Origin of the sequence: Acetobacter oryzoeni (assembly GCF_004014775.2) — a bacterium.
GTDB classification, from domain to species: domain Bacteria; phylum Pseudomonadota; class Alphaproteobacteria; order Acetobacterales; family Acetobacteraceae; genus Acetobacter; species Acetobacter oryzoeni.
Window position 1 is genome coordinate 1,161,016 of record NZ_CP042808.1, and the last position, 20,184, is coordinate 1,181,199.

Annotated in this window: 21 protein-coding genes; 4 read left to right on the top strand and 17 right to left on the bottom strand. The window is 55.0% G+C overall.

From position 1 onward, the window contains the following. Nucleotides 1-8: 8 nt before the first annotated feature. The 6 genes from purL to purB form a co-directional block, all read right to left on the bottom strand. Complete coding sequence (gene purL / locus EOV40_RS05560) at nucleotides 9-2,213, bottom strand: phosphoribosylformylglycinamidine synthase subunit PurL (RefSeq protein ID WP_087651346.1); 2,205 nt, start codon at nucleotides 2,211-2,213, stop codon at nucleotides 9-11. After that, a complete protein-coding gene (gene purQ / locus EOV40_RS05565; protein ID WP_128105265.1) occupies nucleotides 2,210-2,911 on the bottom strand; it encodes a phosphoribosylformylglycinamidine synthase subunit PurQ in 702 nt (233 codons plus the stop codon). Before purQ ends, purL begins: the two co-directional genes overlap by 4 nt. Further along, the gene (locus EOV40_RS05570) at nucleotides 2,908-3,279 is read right to left on the bottom strand and encodes a Rap1a/Tai family immunity protein (protein ID WP_003630617.1); all 372 of its coding nucleotides are present in this window, start codon (nucleotides 3,277-3,279) and stop codon (nucleotides 2,908-2,910) included. Before EOV40_RS05570 ends, purQ begins: the two co-directional genes overlap by 4 nt. Continuing rightward, nucleotides 3,276-3,518 carry a phosphoribosylformylglycinamidine synthase subunit PurS gene (gene purS, locus EOV40_RS05575; RefSeq protein WP_128105266.1) on the bottom strand — a complete coding sequence of 81 codons (243 nt, stop codon included), beginning with the start codon at nucleotides 3,516-3,518 and terminating at the stop codon, nucleotides 3,276-3,278. The genes EOV40_RS05570 and purS overlap by 4 nt, the downstream gene beginning before the upstream one ends. A 28-nt stretch (nucleotides 3,519-3,546) precedes the next feature. Then, nucleotides 3,547-4,314 carry a phosphoribosylaminoimidazolesuccinocarboxamide synthase gene (gene purC, locus EOV40_RS05580; RefSeq protein WP_003630621.1) on the bottom strand — a complete coding sequence of 256 codons (768 nt, stop codon included), beginning with the start codon at nucleotides 4,312-4,314 and terminating at the stop codon, nucleotides 3,547-3,549. A 154-nt stretch (nucleotides 4,315-4,468) separates the two neighbouring features. Continuing rightward, complete coding sequence (gene purB / locus EOV40_RS05585; protein WP_012812894.1) at nucleotides 4,469-5,818, bottom strand: adenylosuccinate lyase; 1,350 nt, start codon at nucleotides 5,816-5,818, stop codon at nucleotides 4,469-4,471. Nucleotides 5,819-5,989: 171 nt separating this feature from the next. Here purB and EOV40_RS05590 point away from each other — a divergent pair, with 171 nt between their 5' ends. From EOV40_RS05590 to EOV40_RS05605, 4 genes are read left to right on the top strand one after another with little or no spacing between them, the layout of a single operon-like run. Beyond that, complete coding sequence (locus tag EOV40_RS05590; protein ID WP_128105267.1) at nucleotides 5,990-6,601, top strand: TerC family protein; 612 nt, start codon at nucleotides 5,990-5,992, stop codon at nucleotides 6,599-6,601. 58 nt (nucleotides 6,602-6,659) lie between these two features. Then, nucleotides 6,660-8,633, top strand: a complete 1,974-nt coding sequence (locus EOV40_RS05595) for a lytic transglycosylase domain-containing protein (RefSeq protein ID WP_128105268.1) — start codon at nucleotides 6,660-6,662, stop codon at nucleotides 8,631-8,633. A gap of 4 nt (nucleotides 8,634-8,637) precedes the next feature. Further along, complete coding sequence (locus EOV40_RS05600; protein WP_128105269.1) at nucleotides 8,638-9,114, top strand: phosphatidylglycerophosphatase A family protein; 477 nt, start codon at nucleotides 8,638-8,640, stop codon at nucleotides 9,112-9,114. A 17-nt stretch (nucleotides 9,115-9,131) separates the two neighbouring features. Beyond that, nucleotides 9,132-9,644 (top strand): CinA family protein, encoded by a 513-nt coding sequence (locus EOV40_RS05605; protein ID WP_128105270.1) that lies wholly within the window; start codon nucleotides 9,132-9,134, stop codon nucleotides 9,642-9,644. A gap of 56 nt (nucleotides 9,645-9,700) precedes the next feature. On the opposite strand, the gene EOV40_RS05610 is transcribed toward EOV40_RS05605, so the two are convergent. From EOV40_RS05610 to EOV40_RS05660, 11 genes are all read right to left on the bottom strand, one after another. After that, entirely contained in the window at nucleotides 9,701-10,126 is a 426-nt protein-coding gene (locus EOV40_RS05610; protein WP_128105271.1) for a hypothetical protein, read from the bottom strand. A gap of 149 nt (nucleotides 10,127-10,275) precedes the next feature. Continuing rightward, nucleotides 10,276-10,764 carry a type II toxin-antitoxin system RatA family toxin gene (locus EOV40_RS05615; RefSeq protein WP_128105272.1) on the bottom strand — a complete coding sequence of 163 codons (489 nt, stop codon included), beginning with the start codon at nucleotides 10,762-10,764 and terminating at the stop codon, nucleotides 10,276-10,278. Then, a complete protein-coding gene (lipA, locus tag EOV40_RS05620; RefSeq protein WP_128105273.1) occupies nucleotides 10,764-11,744 on the bottom strand; it encodes a lipoyl synthase in 981 nt (326 codons plus the stop codon). Before lipA ends, EOV40_RS05615 begins: the two co-directional genes overlap by 1 nt. Nucleotides 11,745-11,865: 121 nt before the next feature. Next, nucleotides 11,866-13,278, bottom strand: a complete 1,413-nt coding sequence (gene lpdA, locus EOV40_RS05625) for a dihydrolipoyl dehydrogenase (RefSeq protein ID WP_128105274.1) — start codon at nucleotides 13,276-13,278, stop codon at nucleotides 11,866-11,868. A gap of 30 nt (nucleotides 13,279-13,308) precedes the next feature. Then, complete coding sequence (locus EOV40_RS05630) at nucleotides 13,309-14,553, bottom strand: pyruvate dehydrogenase complex dihydrolipoamide acetyltransferase (RefSeq protein WP_128105275.1); 1,245 nt, start codon at nucleotides 14,551-14,553, stop codon at nucleotides 13,309-13,311. A gap of 11 nt (nucleotides 14,554-14,564) precedes the next feature. Further along, nucleotides 14,565-15,920 (bottom strand): pyruvate dehydrogenase complex E1 component subunit beta, encoded by a 1,356-nt coding sequence (locus tag EOV40_RS05635; RefSeq protein ID WP_128105276.1) that lies wholly within the window; start codon nucleotides 15,918-15,920, stop codon nucleotides 14,565-14,567. 8 nt (nucleotides 15,921-15,928) lie between these two features. Then, a complete protein-coding gene (pdhA, locus tag EOV40_RS05640) occupies nucleotides 15,929-16,939 on the bottom strand; it encodes a pyruvate dehydrogenase (acetyl-transferring) E1 component subunit alpha (protein ID WP_128105277.1) in 1,011 nt (336 codons plus the stop codon). A 127-nt stretch (nucleotides 16,940-17,066) separates the two neighbouring features. Further along, on the bottom strand, nucleotides 17,067-17,495 hold the full coding sequence (moaC, locus tag EOV40_RS05645) for a cyclic pyranopterin monophosphate synthase MoaC (RefSeq protein WP_238331198.1): 429 nt from the start codon (nucleotides 17,493-17,495) through the stop codon (nucleotides 17,067-17,069). Nucleotides 17,496-17,547: 52 nt separating this feature from the next. Next, a complete protein-coding gene (trpC, locus tag EOV40_RS05650) occupies nucleotides 17,548-18,414 on the bottom strand; it encodes an indole-3-glycerol phosphate synthase TrpC (protein WP_128105278.1) in 867 nt (288 codons plus the stop codon). Between the two features lie 17 nt (nucleotides 18,415-18,431). Then, nucleotides 18,432-19,544 carry an anthranilate phosphoribosyltransferase gene (gene trpD / locus EOV40_RS05655; RefSeq protein WP_128105279.1) on the bottom strand — a complete coding sequence of 371 codons (1,113 nt, stop codon included), beginning with the start codon at nucleotides 19,542-19,544 and terminating at the stop codon, nucleotides 18,432-18,434. Next, nucleotides 19,544-20,140, bottom strand: coding sequence for an anthranilate synthase component II (locus tag EOV40_RS05660; RefSeq protein ID WP_128105280.1), 597 nt, complete (start codon nucleotides 20,138-20,140; stop codon nucleotides 19,544-19,546). The genes trpD and EOV40_RS05660 overlap by 1 nt, the downstream gene beginning before the upstream one ends. Between the last annotated feature and the right edge of the window lie 44 nt (nucleotides 20,141-20,184).

A 20,184-nucleotide genomic window follows, 5' to 3' on the forward strand; every position in this document is an offset into this window, starting at 1 on the left:
CTTGTTTGTTAGTTGCCCATCAGCGTCGGGAAAAACGCTTCATGGGCCGTTTTTAGGCGTGCTGCGGATATGGTGACGCCGCTGGGCAGAATCAAATCATTTCCGCCTGAGCGGGCAATAATGCGTGCTGGCACACCAGCTGCCTGAGCGCGTTCGCACAGGGCTTTGCCGTTTGCCACACAAGCCAGATAGCGGGCCTGATCTTCACCAAACCAGAAGGCTTCTGGCCGGATGCCGGAATCTGGGCTTTCCAGCTCACATCCAATGCCGCTTGCCATCACCATTTCTGCGGCGGCAACCATAATGCCACCATCAGCAATGTCATGACATGCGGTAATGGTGCCATCCAGAATGGCGCTGCGCACAAAGTCACCATTGCGTTTTTCAGCAGCCAGATCGACCGGCGGTGGTGCACCAGCTTCCTGACCAAGGATTTCACGCAGCCAGATGGTCTGGCCGAGTTCACCCTTGGTTTCACCAATCAGCACCACGTCAGATTCTGGCTGCATGCCAAGGCCAACAGCCTTGTTCACATCATCCAGAACGCCCAAAGCGCCAATGGCGGGTGTGGGCAGAATGGCGGTGGTGGAACCATCTGGGTTTCGTGTTTCGTTATAAAGAGACACGTTGCCGCTCACGACCGGGAAATCCAGCGCTGTACAGGCTTCCCCCATCCCTTCAACCGCGGCCACAAACTGGCCCATGATTTCGGGTTTTTCCGGGTTGGCGAAGTTCAGGTTATCCGTTACGGCCAGCGGGCGCGCGCCAGTAGCTGTAAGGTTACGCCATGCTTCTGCAACAGCCTGTGCTCCACCCGTTTTTGGGTCTGCCTGACAGTAGCGCGGGGTGCAATCTGTGGTGATGGCCAGACCGATGTCTGTATCTTCCACCTTCACAATAGCTGCATCAGCCGCACCCGGACGGCGGACTGTCTGCCCCCCTACAGTGCTGTCATACTGGTTCCATACCCATGCGCGGGAGGCCAGATCTGGAGAGCCAACCAGCTTCAGCAACGTGGCATCCAAAGAAAGCGGTGCATGCACGCCTTCCAGCGGAGCCGGCGCCTTGGGTGGTGTTGCTGGGCGATCGTAAATGGGGGCCTGCTCTGCCAATGGGTCCAGCGGAATATCGGCTTCCAACTGCCCTTTGTGCTTGACGACGATGTGGCCGGTATCTGTCAGATGCCCGATAATGGCAAAATCCAGTTCCCATTTTTCAAAGATCTTGCGGGCCACGTCTGTCCGGTCAGGGCGCAGCACCATCAGCATGCGTTCCTGGCTTTCAGACAGCATCATTTCATAAGCCGTCATGTTCGGCTCACGCTGTGGCACGGCATCCAGATCAAGCTCGATACCTACGCCGCCCTTGCCCGCCATTTCCACGGAAGAAGATGTCAGCCCTGCAGCGCCCATGTCCTGAATAGCCACAATGGCATCTGTTGCCATCAGTTCCAGACAGGCTTCAATCAGCAGCTTTTCAATGAAGGGGTCACCCACCTGCACCGTGGGGCGCTTGGAAAGTGCATCTTCATCAAACTCGGCGGAAGACATGGTGGCACCATGGATACCATCACGCCCTGTGCGGGAGCCCACGTAAACAACCGGGTTGCCAACACCTGCCGCAGCGGAAAGGAAGATACGGTCCTTACGGGCCAAACCAACCGTCATGGCATTTACCAGCGGGTTGCCATCATAGGCCGGGTGGAAGTTGATTTCCCCGCCTACGGTGGGCACGCCCACGCAGTTGCCATAGCCGCCAATGCCACGCACCACGCCATCAATCACGCGGCGGGTTACGGGGTTTTCCGGGCTGCCAAAACGCAGGGCGTTCAGGTTGGCAATGGGGCGTGCGCCCATGGTGAACACATCGCGCAGAATACCGCCAACACCCGTGGCCGCACCCTGATAGGGCTCGATAAAGGATGGGTGGTTATGACTTTCCATCTTGAAGATGGCGGCATAGCCCTGCCCAATATCCACCACACCAGCATTTTCACCGGGACCATGAATAACCCACGGCGCCTTGGTTGGCAGCGTGCGCAGCCACTTGCGGGAAGATTTATAGGAGCAGTGTTCCGACCACATCACAGAGAACACGCCCAGTTCTGTCAGGCTGGGGGTGCGGCCCATAATGGACAGCACGCGGCCGTATTCCTCAGATGTCAGCCCGAATTCACGGGCGAGAGATTCATCAACGGTTACAGGCTTATTCACCGGACTACAGCCTCCACCAGACCTTGGAACAACGGCAGACCATCTTCACCACCCATCAGAGGATCAACCAGATCTTCTGGATGAGGCATCATGCCGCAAATGCGTTTGTTTTCGCTCAGAATGCCCGCAATGCTGTTAACGCTGCCATTGGGGTTGCTGGCGGCATCATCCGCCTGCACGTTGCCCTTGGCATCGGCATAGCGGAACGCCACAAGGCTTTCACCTTCAAGCCGTTCCAGCGTGGCAATATCTGCCGTGTAATTGCCATCACCATGCGCCAGCGGGGTGCGGAAAACATCGCCCTTTTTCCACTTGTGCGTGAAAGGCGTGTTTTCTGCTTCCACCTTCAGGTAACAATCCTGAGAGAGAAAGCGCAGGTTGGCGTTGCGCAACAGTGCACCGGGCAGAAGCCCTGTTTCCGTTAAAATCTGGAAGCCGTTGCATACACCCAGAATATGGCCGCCCTTTTGGGCAAAGGCTTTGATAGCCCCCATAATGGGAGAATGCGCGGCCATGGCACCACAGCGCAGATAATCGCCATAGCTAAAACCACCTGGCAGCACGACCAGATCGGTATCTCCCAGATCTGTTTCATGGTGCCAGATCATGCGCGGGGCCTGCCCTGTAACACGCTTGAGGGCAATGGCCATATCGCGCTCCCGGTTCGTGCCGGGGAATACGATAATTGCTGCTTTCATTTTTTCACACTGCACGGATAAGAGGCATGCAGGGCGGCAAAAACGCTTTCACCAACCGGCTTGTCCAGTGTTTCAGAATGCGCTTTCAGCCAGGCGAGAACCTTGGAACGCATAACGGGCATGGTTTCTGTGGTAGGCACACAAAAACCAGCAGGCGCAGATGGATCACCCTCGTTCCGATCATTGATCTTGGAAAGAGAGACACCATCCGTCAGGCCGCCAATATAGGCATCGCAAATGCCAGCGCTGGTGGCGCGCGTGCAAAGGCGGGCAAAGTTGCCTGCCTTCATGGGCGCAATGCGCTGGGCATGGGCAAAGCCCGGTGCCGCGCATGCCAAAGCCAAAGTTACAAGGAGGGTGCGCTTCATTCCGCCACCTCTACAGAGTAATCTTCAATTACCAGATTGGCCAGCAGATCACGCGCCATGGCATAGGCCTTTTTCAGGGCTTCCTCGGCTTTTGCGCCGGGCAGATCCAGCTCAATCACCTTGCCCACGCGCACATCCTGCACGCCATCAAAACCCAGTGTCTGCAATGCGTGGCTAATGGCCTTGCCCTGCGGATCCAGAACACCGTCCTTCAGCATGACGGTTACACGTACCTTCATTTTCAAGCTCCCGTTGCCACCAGCGTGGTTACTGGACCGTTTCCGGCCCCTTCATATCTCCGCCTGCCCCGTTTTCTGGCAGGATGCCCATGCGGCGCGCCACTTCCTGATAGGCTTCTTTTACGTTGCCCATATCGCGGCGGAAGCGGTCTTTATCCAGTTTTTCGTTTGTGTGCATATCCCACAGGCGGCAGTTATCTGGCGAGATTTCATCTGCCAGCACAATCTGCATATCTTCGCCTTCCCAGATACGGCCAAACTCCAGTTTGAAGTCTACCAACTGGATGCCGATACCGCTGAACAGGCCGCACAGAAAATCATTTACCCGCATGGCCATGCCGGTAATTTCTTCCATATCGTGCGGGCAGGCCCAGCCGAAGGCGATGATGTGGTCTTCTGAAACCAGAGGATCACCCAGCGCGTCATTCTTGTAATAGAATTCCACAATCGGGCGTGGCAGACGCTCCCCTTCGGGAATATCAAAGCGCTTGGAAATGCTGCCAGCGGCAATATTGCGCACAACCACTTCTAGCGGAATAATTTCCACTTCCTTTACCAACTGCTCACGCATGTTGATGCGGCGGATAAAGTGCGTGGGAATGCCGATTTCCTGCAACCGCAGCATCAGAAATTCACTGATACGGTTGTTCAGAACGCCTTTCCCGGTAATTACGCCGCTTTTTGCGCCGTTCCCTGCTGTGGCATCGTCCTTGAAATATTGCACAAGGGTGCCAGGTTCGGGGCCTTCAAAAAGGATTTTGGCTTTACCTTCATAAAGCTGACGCCGACGGGCCATGATGATCCTTACCTGTCGAAAAAGGGTAAGCCAGTTCGGGCAGAACTGGCTGTTGTTCAAGGGGCCAGCCAGTATGGCCCCTTACATGCTAGGATATGGTTCATAGCAGGCTTCCGGGTAGGAAGATATATCCTGCTATGACAGGGGAGCCTGCTTACTGGCGGGGCCCTGTTTCACCAAAGATTTTTTCGTACTGCGTATCCAGCGCCTTCAGGTGCTGGCGGCTATCCATTGCTGCATCCAGAACGTCGGGGGAGATACGGCCAGAAATTTCCGGATCTGCATCCAGATTTTCACGGAAGGTCTTGCATTCCGGCGTGCCCAGTTTGGTCCATGTTTCCATGGCGTTACGCTGCACGATCCGGTAGGCATCCTCGCGTGAAAGACCAGCTTTGGCCAGTGCCAGCAGCACTTCGCCGGAATGTACAACACCGCCAAGGCTTTCAATGTTGGCGGCCATACGGTCTGGATACACCAGCATTTTGGAGATCATGCCAGACAGACGCACAAGGGCAAAATCCAGCCCGATGGTGGCATCTGGGCAGATGTTCCGTTCTACAGAAGAATGGCTGATATCGCGTTCATGCCACAGGGCTACGTCTTCCAGCGCCGGAATAACGGCCGCACGTACCAAGCGGGCCAGACCTGTCAGGTTTTCTGTCAGCACCGGGTTGCGCTTGTGCGGCATGGCGGAAGAGCCTTTCTGGCCCTTATGGAAGAATTCTTCGGCTTCACGCACTTCAGAACGCTGGAGATGGCGCACTTCAATGGCTAGACGTTCAATGCCGCTGGCAATCACAGCCAGAGCACAGAAGTAAGCGGCATGCCGATCACGCGGGATAACCTGCGTGGAAACGGTTTCCGGCTTCAGGCCCAGACGTTCTGCCACATAGGATTCAACGCGCGGGTCCAGATGCGCATAGGTGCCCACAGCACCAGAAATGGCACAGGTGGCAATTTCAGCACGCGCAGTTTCAAGCCGTTCTTTGTTGCGGGCGAATTCTGCGTAATGGCCAGCCAGCTTCAGCCCGAAAGATGTGGGTTCGGCATGAATACCGTGGCTGCGGCCAATGGTGAGGGTATGTTTGTGTTCGAAAGCGCGTGTTTTCAGCGCATCCAGAACACCATCCAGATCTTTCAGCAGCAGGTCTGTTGCCTGCACAAGCTGCACGGCCAAACAGGTATCCAGCACATCGGATGATGTCATGCCCAAATGCACAAAGCGGCTTTCCGGGCCAACCTTTTCTGCCAGCCATGTCAGGAAGGCAATGACGTCGTGCCGGGTTTCGGCTTCAATTTCATCAATGCGGGCCAGATCGGCATCAGAGAAGGCAGCCATTGCGGCATCGCCTTTTTCGCGCACAACCTTGGCGGCTTCCTTTGGCACGGTGCCATATTCAGCCATGGCTTCACACGCCAGCGCTTCAATTTCAAACCAGATGCGATAGCGGTTTGTGGGAGACCAGATGGCGGCCATGACGGGGCGAGTATAACGCGGCACCATAACGCAGAATTCCTTAACCAAAACAATAAAGCCAACAGGTGGCGTCTCTCTAGCGGATTTCGTGCCTTTCGTCTGCCCGCAAAGCGGAAAACTTTGACTTTTTGTGTTCCTTCCCGAAACTGCCGCCTTTTCGGGCGCATTTTGCGCCCTGTTTTTCGAATCGGAGCTCACGTGAACGGCTTTCTGGATTCCTTCAGCCTGACAGCATTTGTCGCCTTTTTGCAGGTTGTGCTGATTGATGTGACACTGGCGGGGGATAACGCCGTTGTTATTGGTATGGCGGTGCGGTCTCTTTCTGGCGCGCAGCGGCGGAAAGCCATTTTTGCCGGTGTAGGGCTGGCGGCTGTTATCCGTATTTTGCTGGCGTTGGTGGCGGTGCGGCTACTGGAAATTGTGGGCCTTACGCTGGCCGGCGGCTTTTTGCTGCTTTGGGTATGCTGGCGCATGTACCGCGAAATGCGGGAAAGCCATGCCGATGCTGATGCAGGCCCTGCTCCACCAGCCAGCTTGGGAAAAGCGATTTTCCGTATCCTGATAGCTGATTTGTCCATGAGCTTGGACAACGTGCTGGCTGTTGCCGGTGCTGCGCGGGAGCATCCGGGTATTCTTATAGCCGGTCTGGCGCTTTCCGTGCTGCTTATGGGGCTGGCGGCGTCTGTTATTGCGCGGCTGCTGGATAAATATAAATGGATTTCCTGGGTTGGCCTGCTGATTGTTCTGGCCGTTGCCATTGAGCTGATTGTGAAAGGTGGCGGCGAAGTTTGGGGGCATTTGCCCCACTGATTGGAGGCTGGTGCGGAAAGCACTTGCCAAGGCGCGGGAAACGCGCTGATTCTGCGGTATGAGACGTTTTGCGATTTCGTACCGATACCGCTTTGTGGCGGCTGTTTCTCTGGCGTGCATGGGGCTGAGCGCCTGCTCGTCCTCCTCGCCAGAACAGCAGGGAGCCTCTGAAAACCGTTTGGCTTGGCCGACGGAGCAGCAGGCCGCCCAAGGCACCCCCCCTACAAGTGATGTCGCTAGCCGGTTGACGGTCTGGCTGGGGTTGGTGAAATCCTCGCAGAACAGTGCGCAGGCTTATGCTGATTTCCTGCAAACACGTCCGGTATGGCCCCGATGGCAGTTGCTGACATCACGCATGCAACTGGCATTGGCCAAGGAAACAGATCCAGCCGTGCTGGCCCGGCTGTGTGCCACACAAAATCTGACATATGGCCCTGCCCTTGCGCAATGTGCCACGCAGGTTCCGGCCTCGGCGGATTTAAGCAAACGCTTGAATGCAGAAGCCGCACAGGCTTGGGTAAATGGGAATGATGCCAGCTCCGCCGCTGCAGCCCTGCAAAGCAACTTTGCATCGGCCATCACGCCAGAACGTTCTTGGTTGCGGTTTGATCGTGAAGAAAAAAATGGGTTAGTTGTGGCAGCCAAGCAAACCCTGCCCACTCTTTCGGCCCAAAAGCAGCCACTGGCGCAGGCCCGCCTGGCTTTCCGTGCCGATGATCCGGCCGCAGAAACACTGCTAGCCGCCCTACCCGCCAACCAGAGGTCTGACCCTTACCTTATTCTTGATCATGCGCGCTGGCTGCGCAAACAGCAGCGTTATGATGAAGCCGTGGCGCTATGGAAAAGCGCTGGTGTAGATGCCGAACGCAGCACACATGGTGCCTCATTCTGGCGGGAACGAGATACGCTGGCGCGTGAATTGATTCAGGCTGGTCGTGCCGCAGATGCTTTTGCTGTGGCAAATGATACCGCGACCACACCAACAAACAGGCTGGATGCACAGTTTCTTTCCGGTTGGATTGCCCTGCGCCTGCAGCATGATCCGGCAACAGCAGAAACTTTTTTCCGCCCGCTTGCGCAGTCTTCAGCCCTTATTACGCGTAGCCGCGGCTTTTATTGGCTTGGGCGGGCGCGTGCTGCGGCAGGAGATTCCGCTTCGGCCCACGCAAATTGGCAGCAGGCTGCGGCCCTGCCCGGTACATTTTATGGGCAAATGGCAGCCGCTGCACTGGAAGGCCGCAACAATGTGCTGCTGGACCCCGCAAATGTGCCAGAGGAAACCCGCACGCGCCTGAAAGCTGAGCGTGACCCGGAAACAACCACATCAGAAGATGTTTACGTTTCTGGCAGTGAACTGGCGCAGGCAGCGCAAATTCTTGTTTCATGGGGAGATCGCCCCCATGCGCGAGACTTTATGAACATGCTGGAACAGCAGGTTACAAGTACGCCGCAGCGTCTGGCACTGTCCTCTTTGTCTGCGCAGTTGGGCTTGCCGGATATCGCCGTAACAGTCTCCCGCCATGCGGGCCGAGATGGCGTATTTTTGCTGCGTTCTGGCTGGCCGCTACCTTATACGCCGCCATCCAGCACGTTGCCTGCGGGCGTTGCACTCGGTTTGATGCGGCAGGAAAGTAACTTTAACCCTGATGCCGTTAGCCCCTCTAACGCTATTGGGCTTATGCAGCTTAAGCCTTCCACTGCAGGAGATATGCTGCGTGTAACGGGCCTGCCGACCTCAGCAGCAACGGCTGCCGGGCTGCATGATCCAGAAAACAACATGCGTTTAGGCACAGCTTATCTGGAGCATATTCAATCCCGCTTTGGGGCTGTGGTGCCGTATATGGCCGCAGCGTATAATGGAGGCCCTACCCGTTTGGCACGCTGGTTGAGCACAGCTGGCAACCCAGCCCAGAACGGCGCTTCGGCCGAAGAGATGATCGACTGGATTGAGAGTATTCCCTATTCCGAAACGCGGAATTACGTGCAGCGTGTGTGGGAAAACATGACCATCTATGTGGCATTGGGGAACTAATAAAATGGATATGGCACGGCTGATAGCAACATTTGGTGGGTGTGGGCTTTCCCCCCGCGCACCGGGTACGGTTGGTTCCTTGGCTGCACTGGTGATGGGGTTGCCTTTGTTAAAGCGCCCACGGCTTTTGGTGGCAGGTATTGCTGTTGTCACCGTGGTGGGTTGGTGGGCCACAAAACGCAGTGGCAAAGGCGAAGATCACAGCTGGATTGTGATTGATGAAGTGGCCGGTATGTGGATAGCCCTGCTGGCGTGCCTGCCCAAAACAGAGGAACAGGCCCGTGAAAAATGGTTTTGGATGTACCCTCTGCTCTCGTTTGCCTTTTTCCGTTTGTTTGACATTACAAAGCCCGGCCCCGTTGGTGTGCTGGATAAACGGCATGATGCCACAGGTGTGATGGGGGACGATGTAGTTGCAGGCGCTATGGCAGCGTTATGTGTAAAAGGCGTGCGCACGGTTGTGGGGCGCTCATCACACTAAGCGGAAAGGTTTGGGCCATGTCTGCGGTTGATGCATCTTTTTCAGAGCTCTCTGTGTTGGCAGCAGCTGAGCGTGTGCTGGCCCGTTTACGGCAGATAGATGGACACGTGGTAACAGCAGAAAGCTGCACAGGTGGTTTGGCTGCGGCCATGTTGACGCATTTTCCCGGTTCTTCCGATGTTACGGAAGGCGGGTTTGTCACGTATTCCAATATCATGAAGCAAAAGGTGCTGGGCGTTCCGGCTAAAGTATTGGAAAAGCACGGGGCCGTAAGTGCACAAACCGTGGAAAAAATGGCTGAAGGTGCGTTAGCAGCCTCTCCACTTGCAACTGTTTCTGTCGCTATTTCTGGTATTGCTGGGCCGGGTGGCGGATCAGAGGAAAAACCCGTAGGGCTTGTATGGTTTGCCACAGCCAAGAAAGATGGTGCTGTTATCTCGGACAAGCAGATTTTTTCAGGCGGGCGGGAAGATATAAGAGCGCAAGCGGCATTACATGCGTTTGAACTGATTTTACAGCGTTTGAGCTAAAATCACCAATAAAATGCTGCTGCCGAAACAGGTCCGACAGCAGCACGCCACTCAGATTACTGAGCCGGAACAGGAGCCGGCAGCGGAGCATTTGTTGGCGCCGTAGCAGTAGGCGCTGTAGGCAGAGCTGGTGCTTTTACGCCTGTGCCAGCAGCGACCGGGGCCGGAATGCCAGGAGCAGATACGCTTGGTGCGGTAAGAGTTGGAGCCGCTGGAGCTGTTACGGCAGGTGCTGCGCCAGCAATGGCAGGAACCTGATTGCTCTGTGCTGCTGCCAGGCTTTTGGCGTTCAGATCTGCTGTTTCAGCATCACCGTTGTTCTGTGCAGCTTTTTCACCTGCGGCACATTTGCCTTTCAGGCAATGTTCATGGTGATGGTGCGCATGCATACCATGATGCGTTGCGGTTTCAGCAGCCATAGCTGGCATAACAGCCAGAGTTGCAGAAGATGCCAGCAGAGCTGCAGCAAAAAGTTTTTTCATATGGATATATTCCTTCAATAAGGTTGAATCGCCTTTTCACAGGCAATTCCCATATTCCACAATAGGTTACAGAAAATTGCCTGCGCGTATCATAAGCAGGGTTTCAACCGAAACAAAGGAATAAACCAAAGAAAATATCCGCGCTGCTTTCAGGTGGCGGGGTGTTCACTGGTACAGGCTGTTGCTGTGTTGGTGCTTGGCGTTTGTGGCGGCCCGTATACTTCCCGCGCACGTTTGATAAAGGCAGAAACCATCAGCCTTGTGGCTTCTGTAAATACAACACCAATAGCCGCCTGCAAAATGCGCGAACGGAACTCAAAATCCACAAAAAACTCTACAAGGCAGCCTTCAGGCGTTGCAGTGAATTTCCAGATATTGCGCAAATACCTAAAAGGCCCGCGCTCATACCGAACGGTAATGGATGATGGGCGGTCTAGGGTGACGCGCGATGTAAAACTTTCCCGGAACGGGCCAAAACCAATGGTTAAGTCCGCAACAAGTTCTGTGGCGGTGCGAGTGCGCACTTTGGCGGCAACACACCAAGGCAGAAACTTGGGATACTGGCCAACATCGGCAACAAGATCAAAAATCTGATCCGGGCGATAAGGTAAAACACGCTTTTCTGCGTGCTGTGGCATTACTGATCCTCCTTCAGACGGGCATTGCGTGCATCACGCAGTGCGGCAAAGTCGGCATCGGCATGGTAGGAGGAGCGCGTAAGCGGGCTGGAGCTAACCTGTAAAAAGCCTTTTACGCGTGCCATTGTGCCGTAATCCTCAAACTCTGCCGGGGTAACAAAACGTGCAACTGGGGCATGTTTGACTGTAGGCTGGAGATACTGGCCCATTGTAATAAAATCTACATCTGCCACGCGCAGATCATCCATGACCTGAGCGAGTTCCATTTTTTCTTCCCCCAACCCAAGCATCAGCCCGGATTTGGTAAAAATGGAGGCATCAAGCTGTTTAACCCGGTCCAATAACCGCAAGGACTGGTAATAACGAGCCCCCGGCCGAATGGTCGGATACAGGCGTGGCACGGTTTCCAGATTGTGGTTGAAAACATCAGGCCGTGCTTCAACAACCACTTCTAACGCGTTCTTTTTGCGTAAAAAATCTGGTGTCAGGATTTCAATGGTTGTTTCTGGTGCCGCTGCACGGATGGCATGAATAACGCGGGCAAAATGGTGCGCGCCCCCATCTTCCAGATCATCCCGATCTACGGATGTAATCACAACATGCCGTAGCCCAAGGCGTGCTACGGCTTCTGCCACGCGGGTGGGTTCATCTTCATCCAACGCATGCGGCAGGCCGGTAGTCACATTGCAGAATGCACAGGCCCGGGTGCAGATTTCCCCCATGATCATCATGGTGGCATGGCGCTGAGACCAGCATTCCCCAATGTTGGGGCACGCAGCTTCCTCACACACGGTTACCAGTTTGTTGCTGCGCATCAACGCGCGTGTTTCGTGGTAAACTGGGTGGTTGGGTGCCTTAACGCGTATCCAGTCCGGTTTGCGGGCTATGGGGTTGTCTGGCCGGTGTGCTTTTTCTGGATGACGCAGCTTGTTGGGGCTGCTGCCTCCTGTTCGATGATCAATCACAACGCGAATAGACATATCTTTGCCCGCTTTTGCCAAGGGTTACCACAGAACTGGAACGCTCCTGCCGTGGCGTCAAGGCAGGAACGCTCCAGATAGTGCTTTGGCAACATCAAACCCTTGAGATGATACACCAAAACTAGAAGTGAAGCGCCCCGCCATAAGCGGCCAGAACGGCTTCGTGCATGGATTCAGAAATGGTGGGATGAGGAAAAATGGTTTCCATCAGCTCGGCTTCAGTCAGCTCTGCCGTGCGAGCAATAACAAAGCCCTGAATCATTTCCGTAACTTCCGCGCCAATCATATGCGCGCCCAGCAGTTCGCCTGTCTGGGCATCAAATACGGTTTTCACCATGCCCTCAGGCTCACCCATGGCAAGCGCTTTGCCGTTAGCCATAAGCGGGAATTTGCCAACGCGCACTTTGTAACCGGCTTCCTTGGCGCGCGCTTCTGTATACCCAACAGAAGCCACCTGAGGCCGGCAATATGTGCAGCCCGGAATTTTTGTAACATCAATGGGATGCACGGTTTTGCCAGCAATGGCTTCAACACACATCACAGCTTCATGGCTGGCTTTATGGGCAAGCCACGGGGCCCCTGCCAAGTCACCAATAGCGTAAACGCCGGGTTCACCTGTGCGGCACAGATCATCGGTAACCACATGTGTGCGGTCTACTTTAATCTTGGTGCCTTCCAGCCCGATATTTTCAACATTACCCACAATGCCCACAGCAGAAATAACGCGGTCCACGGTAATGGTTTCCGTTTTACCGCCTACTTCCACCGGCACAGTCACATCGTTCTTGCCCTTTTTCAGCGCCCCAACCTTGGCGCTGGTAAGAACGCGCATGCCCTGTTTTTCAAATTCCTTGCGGGCCAAGGCGCTGATTTCTTCGTCTTCCACGGGCAGAATACGCGGCGCAACTTCTACCAGCGTAACTTCAGACCCCATGTTGCGATAGAAAGAGGCGAATTCCGTGCCGATAGCGCCAGACCCAATAACGAGCAGCCGTTTGGGGAGTTCATCTGGCACCAAGGCTTCCCGGTAAGACCAGACAAGTTTTCCGTCTGCTTCCAGCCCCGGCAATGCACGCGCACGTGCGCCTGTGGCCAGAATAACGTGCTTGGCGGTAAGGCTTTGTGGTGCGCCACTTTCCGGCTGCACCAGCACCTTGCGCTTGCCACCGGCCGCAACGCCGTCCAGCTTACCAAATCCTTTAAAAACAGGAACTTTGGCTTTTTTCAGCAGGTGCTGCACACCAGATGCAAGCTGTTTGGAAACAGCACGAGAGCGTGCAACAATTGCTTTAAAATCAAAGCTTACGCCATCAGCTTTAAAGCCATATGTGCCCAGATCATGCAGCAGGTGGTTGATCTCGGAAGCGCGCAGCAATGCCTTGGTGGGAATACAGCCCCAGTTCAGGCAGATACCCCCAAGATGGTTGGCTTCCACCACAGCAACGGAAAGCTTGAGTTGTGCTGCCCGAAGTGCCGCCACATAACCGCCCGGCCCACCGCCAATAACGATGATATCAAAATCAGTCTGGCTCATAATATGCCTGATCCTCAGAAAGCCGTGCGGTTAGAGAACGAGTGAAAGCGGAGATTCAACCGCTGCACGGAAAGCAGAAAGCCAACGGGCTGCCGCAGCGCCATCTACCACGCGATGATCCACCGAGAGGGTAACGGTCATGACTGTAGCAATAGCCAGCTCATTCCCTTTCACCACAGCCTGTTTTTTTCCTGCTGCAATAGCCAGAATGGCCGCCTGCGGCGGGTTAACAATGGCGGCAAAATCTTTCACGCCGTACATCCCCATGTTGGAGATGGAGAACGTACCGCCCTGAAATTCCTCTGGCTTCAGCTTGCTAGCGCGGGCGCGGGCAATCAGATCCTTGGCTTCCTGACTGATATCTTTCAGGCTCTTGCGGTCTGCCTGTTTGACGATAGGCGTGATCAGCCCATCATCGAGAGAAACGGCAACCGAGATATCTGCATCTTCGTGCAGGATCATGGCCTCTTCGGTGTAAGACGCGTTCACTTCCGGCACCTGCTTGAGGGCAACGGCAGAAGCCTTAATAAGCATGTCGTTTACAGACAGCTTGAAAGCATCCGCCCCTTCTGCCGGAGACATGGCATTAAGCTGCGCACGCAAAGCCAGAAGTGCATCCAGTTCTACATCTATGGAAACATAGAAGTGCGGAATGGTGGCTTTGGATTCACTCAGGCGGCGGGCAATAACCTTGCGCATGGTGGTGTGCGGCACAGCGCTGCTGCCACCAGATGCAGGCAGGGTAGAAGCTACCTGCCCTGCACTTGGGGCTTTGTTAAGAGCCGCTTCCACATCCCGTTTGACAATGCGGCCATTTGGGCCAGTGCCTTTAATGGCTGCCAGATCAATATTCTTCTGGCGTGCAATGCGCCGCGCAAGCGGAGATGCCACAACCCGGCCAACAGGTTTATCTGCCCGCTGTGCAGGTGCTGCTTGCGTTGCTACTGGTGCTGAAGCGACAGGTTGCGGCACAGGGGCTGGCTCAGCAGATGCCGCGTTTTGAGGTGTGTCGATGTTATCGGGCACCGCCTCGCCTTCTTCCACCAGAATGGCGATAGGTGTGTTGACCACAACACCTTCTGCACCTTCCTGAATAAGGATACGGCCCAGAATACCTTCCTCAATGGCTTCTACTTCCATTGTGGCTTTGTCGGTTTCAATTTCGGCCAGAACGTCACCGCTATTTACGGCGTCCCCTTCCTTTTTCAGCCAGCGGGCCAGTTTGCCCTCTGTCATGGTAGGAGAAAGGGCGGGCATTAAAATTTCAGTCGCCATCTGTCATTCCCTCACATCAGGCCAAGTGCGGCTTTAACCACATCTTCAGGCTGTGGCAGGGCCAGTTTTTCCAGATTAGCGGCAAACGGCATGGGCACATCCACACCCGTTACACGGGCCGGTGGGGCATCCAGCCAATCAAACGCGTGTTCGATCACCTGCATGGCAACTTCCGCGCCAATACCTGCAAACGGCCAGCCTTCTTCTACCGTAACCAGACGGCTGGTTTTCTTTACGCTTTCTACAATTGTATCTGTATCAAGCGGGCGCAGGCTGCGCAGGTTGATCACTTCAGCCTCAATGCCTTGCTTGGCCAGCTCAGCCGCAGCATCCAGCGCCGTGGTAACAGCAATGGAGAACGCAACAATTGTGACATCCGAGCCAGCGCGTTCGATCTTGGCCTTGCCGATGGGCACAATGAAATCTTCATCAATCGGGCAAGGGAATTTGCGCCCGTAAAGAATTTCGTTTTCCAGCACCACAACGGGGTTGGGGTCACGGATAGCGGCGCGCAACAGGCCTTTGGCATCTGCGGAAGACCAAGGCACAACCACTTTCAGGCCCGGCACATGGGCGTACCAGCTACCGTAACACTGAGAATGCTGCGCACCCACGCGGGATGCAGGGCCGTTTGGCCCACGGAACACAATGGGGCACCCCATCTGGCCGCCAGACATATACAGCGTTTTGGCTGCGGAATTGATGATATGGTCAATAGCCTGCATGGAGAAATTCATGGTCATGAACTCTACAACGGGCTTGAGGCCAGTAAGAGCAGCGCCCACGGCCATGCCTGTAAAGCCGTGTTCGGCAATAGGCATGTCAATTACGCGCTTCTCACCAAATTCCTGCAACAGGCCTTGGGAGATTTTGTAAGCGCCCTGATACTGAGCAACTTCTTCACCCATCAGGAACACGTCTGGATCACGCCGCAATTCGGCAGCCAGTGCATCGCGCAGTGCTTCACGCACAGTAATTTCCTGCGTCTCGCCCCAGTCTTTTTCTTCTTCCACCGGGGCAGATACTGGTGCGCTTACGGGAGCAGATGCGGCTGGCTGTGCTGCAGGCGCGGCTTTTGCAGGCGCAGTGTTTTGAGGCGTGTCGATATTATCTGGCACCGCCTCACCTTCTTCCACCAAAATGGCGATAGGTGTGTTCACAGCCACACCTTCAGTGCCTTCTGCTGTGAGAATACGGCCTAGAATACCTTCTTCAATGGCTTCTACTTCCATTGTGGCTTTGTCGGTTTCAATTTCGGCCAGAACGTCACCGCTATTTACGGCGTCCCCTTCCTTTTTCAGCCAGCGGGCCAGTTTGCCCTCTGTCATGGTAGGAGAAAGGGCGGGCATTAAAATTTCAGTCGCCATGTTTATGCTCAAGCCTCCAGAACAACATCCGTATAAAGTTCGGCCGGATCTGGTTCCGGGCTGGTCTGCGCAAATTCCGCAGAGTCGTTCACGATGCCCTTGATCTCGGTTTCCATGGTTTTCAGTTCTGCTTCTGTCACGCCAGAATCCAGCAGGATGTGTTTAACGTGTTCAATGGGATCACGCGTTTTGCGGACTTCATCCACCTCATCTCGCGTGCGGTATTTTGCCGGGTCAGACATGGAATGGCCACGATAGCGGTATGTCATCATCTCCAGCAGGTAAGGCCCCTTTCCTGCGCGGCAATGCTTTACGGCTTCTTCTGCTGCGGCATATACGGCGGCAACATCCATGCCATCCACCCGCTTGCCGGGAATGCCCCACGGCTCGCCATTTTTGTAGAGTTCGTGCGATGCAGACGCCCGCTCAACAGCGGTGCCCATACCGTAACGGTTGTTTTCAATAACAAAAATACAGGGGAGCTTGAGCAGAGCAGCCAGATTGAAACTTTCGTAAACCTGGCCCTGATTGGCTGCGCCATCACCAAAATAAGCTACGGAAACTTCATCCGTATCACGGTATTTGTTGGCAAATGCCAGCCCGATGCCCAGAGAAACCTGCGCGCCAACAATGCCGTGGCCACCGTAAAAGTTCTTCTCGCGGGAGAACATGTGCATAGAGCCACCCTTACCGTGGGAATACCCGGTAGAGCGGCCCGTCAGTTCTGCCATCACGCCGCGGGGGGTCATACCGGCCACCAGCATCTGGCCGTGATCTCGGTAAGATGTAATCAGCTTATCGCCTTCTTTCAGGCTCATCTGGATACCAACCACCACAGCTTCTTGCCCGATATACAGGTGGCAGAAACCGCCAATCAGACCCATGCCGTAAAGTTGCCCGGCTTTTTCTTCAAAGCGGCGGATCAGAAGCATGTCATAGTAGGCTTTAAGAAACTGGTCTCGTGTTAAGGAAGGACCATTATTCCCTGCCTTACCGACCTGTTTGGCGTTCGTTCCCATGCGTGATGAACCTTCTGCGATATGTAAACAGTTCGTAATAAATGGTGCGTAACAGCGGCATCCGTTTCCAGATCTTCAGGTATTTCCTAAAGGCCCAGTAAAACCGCATGGTGTTTCGCGTGATTCATTATGCAGCGTTGTAGTCTCCTGAGCGTCCTCCACTTTTGTGAAGGAGCTTTATATTTTCTATCTGCATGCCGCGGTCAACTGCTTTGCACATATCATAAAGTGTAAGGGCTGCAGCAGACACGGCGGTTAACGCTTCCATTTCCACCCCGGTTGCGCCGGTTGTTGTAACAGTTGCGGTAATCTCGATCCTGTTATCGTTCGGCGCCAGATCCACTGTTACACTGCTCAGGCTAAGCGGATGGCAGAGCGGAATAATATCGGCTGTTTTTTTTGCGGCCATAATGCCAGCAATCCGGGCTGTTGCCAGAACATCACCTTTTGGCGCTGCGCCTGAAAGGATCATTTCCAGCGTTTGGGGCTGCATAATAATAGCCCCGGTGGCAACAGCCTTGCGGCGTGTGGCAGCCTTGGCGGAAACATCCACCATATGGGCATGTCCCGCCGCATCCAGATGTGTGAGTGCTGGAGAGGAGGCCACGTTAGGCCAGCCCCAGAAGTTTTTTGGCTGCATCTCCCGGGTGCGGATTACGCAGCAGGGATTCACCTACCAGAAAGCCCGTTACACCGATGCCAGAAAGCTGAACGATATCTTCATGCGTTTTAATACCGCTTTCAGACACAATAATCCGATCCGGCGGCACAAGCGGAGAAAGTTCCCGCGTGGTATCCAGACTGGTCTGAAGTGTTTTGAGGTTGCGGTTGTTGATACCGATCAGGAAGGTATCCAGCGCAAGGGCGCGGTTGAGTTCTTCCTCATCATGCACTTCCACCAGCACATCCATGTCCAGCCCTTTGGCGTGGTCAACCAGTTCCAGCGCCATTTCATCGGACAGGATGGACATAATCAGCAGAATGCAATCTGCCCCGATCATGCGGCTTTCATAAACCTGCCATGGATCAAGGATAAAATCCTTGCGCAGAACTGGAAGGGAGCATGCCGCCCGCGCCTTGCCCAGATCTTCATTATCACCATGAAAGCAGGAGCTTTCCGTCAGCACGGAAATACAGGCTGCGCCAGCTTGCTCGTATTCTGCGGCAATTTCTGCAGGATCATAGGTTTCACGCAGGATACCGGCAGAAGGAGAAGCCTTCTTGATTTCTGCAATCAGGCCAACGGCACGGTCCGCAGCTTTTTCCTTCAGGGCCCGACCAAACCCGCGTGGGGCCTCTTTGGTTTCCTGCGCTTTGGCCGTGATTTCCTTAAGGGACATCAGGGTGGAGCGATGTTCAACTTCCAGCTTGGTGCGTGCGCAGATGCGGGAGAGAACATCCGGCAGTTCGTCAATCTTGCTGGCAAGAATGTCCGGAGCAGAACCTGCCGAGGACGCGAGTGGTGTATCGTTCATGATTATCCTGTCATGTCTCAGGCGCGTGCATCCGGGGTGGAAGCACGCAAACCATTCAGCACCGCCAAAGCCGTGCCATCATCCAGTGGGCGTGCAGCCAGAGCCACACTTTCCCGCAAGGCCTGCGGATCAATGCGTCCGTCCCGCAGGAGCGTTACCCGCCCTGCCACGTGGAGTGCGCAGGCGGCGTTCAAAACCACTGTATCACGATATGCCCCGGGTGCGCCATGCAACAAAGCTTCCAGAGCTTGTGCGTTATATTGGGCATCTCCCCCCAATATGGCGCTAACGGGGGCATAGGCAAGGCCAGCCATTTCCGGCGTAATGGAAAACGGGCAGATGGCACCATTTTCTAGCGCCATAACCTGCGTGGGGCCTGCCAGCGTAATTTCATCAATGCCGCCCTGCCCGTCTGATGGCAGGCCGCATACGGCCCAGACTTTCTGGGAGCCCAGATTTTTGAGCACATTGACCATCGGCTCTAGCCATGTGGGTGAGAACACGCCCACCAGTTGCCGCTTAACACCCGCCGGATTTACCAAAGGGCCCATCAAGTTAAACAGCGTGCGCACACCCAGGGCTTTACGTACCGGGGCAGCAAAACGCATGGCGGGGTGATGGTGCGGGGCAGATAAAAAGACGGCCTTATGCGCTTGCATCTGTTCCGCCAGCACTTCAGCCTGTGCAGAAAGCGGCACACTCAGCGCGGCCAGCACATCGGAAGCGCCTGATCGGGAGGAAATAGCCCTGTTGCCATGCTTGGCAACAGGCACACCCAGCGCACCCATTACAAACGCCACGGCGGTGGATACATTCAGCGTGCCGTAATTGTCTCCGCCCGTGCCGCATACGTCTATTGTATCGGTTGGCATGGCGGGTACGCTGTGCATACGGGCGCGCAAGGCGGTTACACCGCCCAGCAGTTCTTCCTGTGTTTCCCCACGCACGCGTAAGGCCATAAGAAAAGCCGCAATACGCTCTGGTGCAATCAGGCCATCCATAATCACGCCAAAAGCGGCTTCTGCTTCGGCTGCGCTGAGTGTCTGTCCTTCAGCGACACGTGCCAGAATGGAGGAAAAAAACTGTTCACCTGCCTGCTGAGGCGTGGTGTCCTGAGTGGGAACAGGCATCAGGCAACGGCCTGTTTTTCTTTCCAGGCAGCAGCGATGGAAAGAAAGTTTTTCATCAGATCATGACCGTATTCCGAGGCAATGCTTTCTGGATGGAACTGCACGCCCAAAATAGGATATTGCCGGTGGCGCACACCCATAATCACGCCGTCTTCCGTCCACGCCGTAACTTCCAGAGCATCAGGAATGCTGGCGGGTTCAAGCGTGAGGCTATGGTAGCGCGTGGCATTGAATGGGTTGGGTAGTCCTGCAAAAACATCTTGCCCGTTATGAAAAACGGGGCTGACCTTGCCGTGCATGGGCGTAGGTGCACGCACTACTTCTGCGCCAAACACCTGCCCAATAGCCTGATGCCCCAAGCACACCCCAAAAACTGGCACCTTGCCGGCTGCGGCAGATATCAGATCGCAGCAGATCCCCGCCTCATTGGGGGAGCATGGGCCGGGAGAAAGCACGATGGCTTCTGGCTTAAGAGCCAGCGCATCTTCCACACTCAGGGTATCATTGCGGCGTACGTCACACTGCACACCCAGTTCACCCAAGTAGTGAACGAGGTTGAAGGTGAAGCTGTCATAATTGTCGATCAGAAGGATCATGGCCGAATGATGACCTTATGTGCTGTTGGGGTCAAATAAGAATG

Coding starts and splice junctions, on each gene's coding strand:
- EOV40_RS05615 (WP_128105272.1), bottom strand. CDS start 10,764: ATGCCACAGCACGCAGAAAAGCGTGTTTTACCTTATCGCCCGGATCAG.
- EOV40_RS05630 (WP_128105275.1), bottom strand. CDS start 14,553: ATGGCGACTGAAATTTTAATGCCCGCCCTTTCTCCTACCATGACAGAG.
- purB (WP_012812894.1), bottom strand. CDS start 5,818: ATGGTGCCGCGTTATACTCGCCCCGTCATGGCCGCCATCTGGTCTCCC.
- moaC (WP_238331198.1), bottom strand. CDS start 17,495: ATGGTGGATGTTTCCGCCAAGGCTGCCACACGCCGCAAGGCTGTTGCC.
- pdhA (WP_128105277.1), bottom strand. CDS start 16,939: ATGGGAACGAACGCCAAACAGGTCGGTAAGGCAGGGAATAATGGTCCT.
- EOV40_RS05635 (WP_128105276.1), bottom strand. CDS start 15,920: ATGGCGACTGAAATTTTAATGCCCGCCCTTTCTCCTACCATGACAGAG.
- lipA (WP_128105273.1), bottom strand. CDS start 11,744: ATGTCTATTCGCGTTGTGATTGATCATCGAACAGGAGGCAGCAGCCCC.
- purC (WP_003630621.1), bottom strand. CDS start 4,314: ATGGCCCGTCGGCGTCAGCTTTATGAAGGTAAAGCCAAAATCCTTTTT.
- purS (WP_128105266.1), bottom strand. CDS start 3,518: ATGAAGGTACGTGTAACCGTCATGCTGAAGGACGGTGTTCTGGATCCG.
- EOV40_RS05595 (WP_128105268.1), top strand. CDS start 6,660: ATGAGACGTTTTGCGATTTCGTACCGATACCGCTTTGTGGCGGCTGTT.
- EOV40_RS05600 (WP_128105269.1), top strand. CDS start 8,638: ATGGATATGGCACGGCTGATAGCAACATTTGGTGGGTGTGGGCTTTCC.
- trpD (WP_128105279.1), bottom strand. CDS start 19,544: ATGCCTGTTCCCACTCAGGACACCACGCCTCAGCAGGCAGGTGAACAG.
- EOV40_RS05610 (WP_128105271.1), bottom strand. CDS start 10,126: ATGAAAAAACTTTTTGCTGCAGCTCTGCTGGCATCTTCTGCAACTCTG.
- trpC (WP_128105278.1), bottom strand. CDS start 18,414: ATGAACGATACACCACTCGCGTCCTCGGCAGGTTCTGCTCCGGACATT.
- EOV40_RS05605 (WP_128105270.1), top strand. CDS start 9,132: ATGTCTGCGGTTGATGCATCTTTTTCAGAGCTCTCTGTGTTGGCAGCA.
- purQ (WP_128105265.1), bottom strand. CDS start 2,911: ATGAAAGCAGCAATTATCGTATTCCCCGGCACGAACCGGGAGCGCGAT.
- EOV40_RS05660 (WP_128105280.1), bottom strand. CDS start 20,140: ATGATCCTTCTGATCGACAATTATGACAGCTTCACCTTCAACCTCGTT.
- EOV40_RS05570 (WP_003630617.1), bottom strand. CDS start 3,279: ATGAAGCGCACCCTCCTTGTAACTTTGGCTTTGGCATGCGCGGCACCG.
- lpdA (WP_128105274.1), bottom strand. CDS start 13,278: ATGAGCCAGACTGATTTTGATATCATCGTTATTGGCGGTGGGCCGGGC.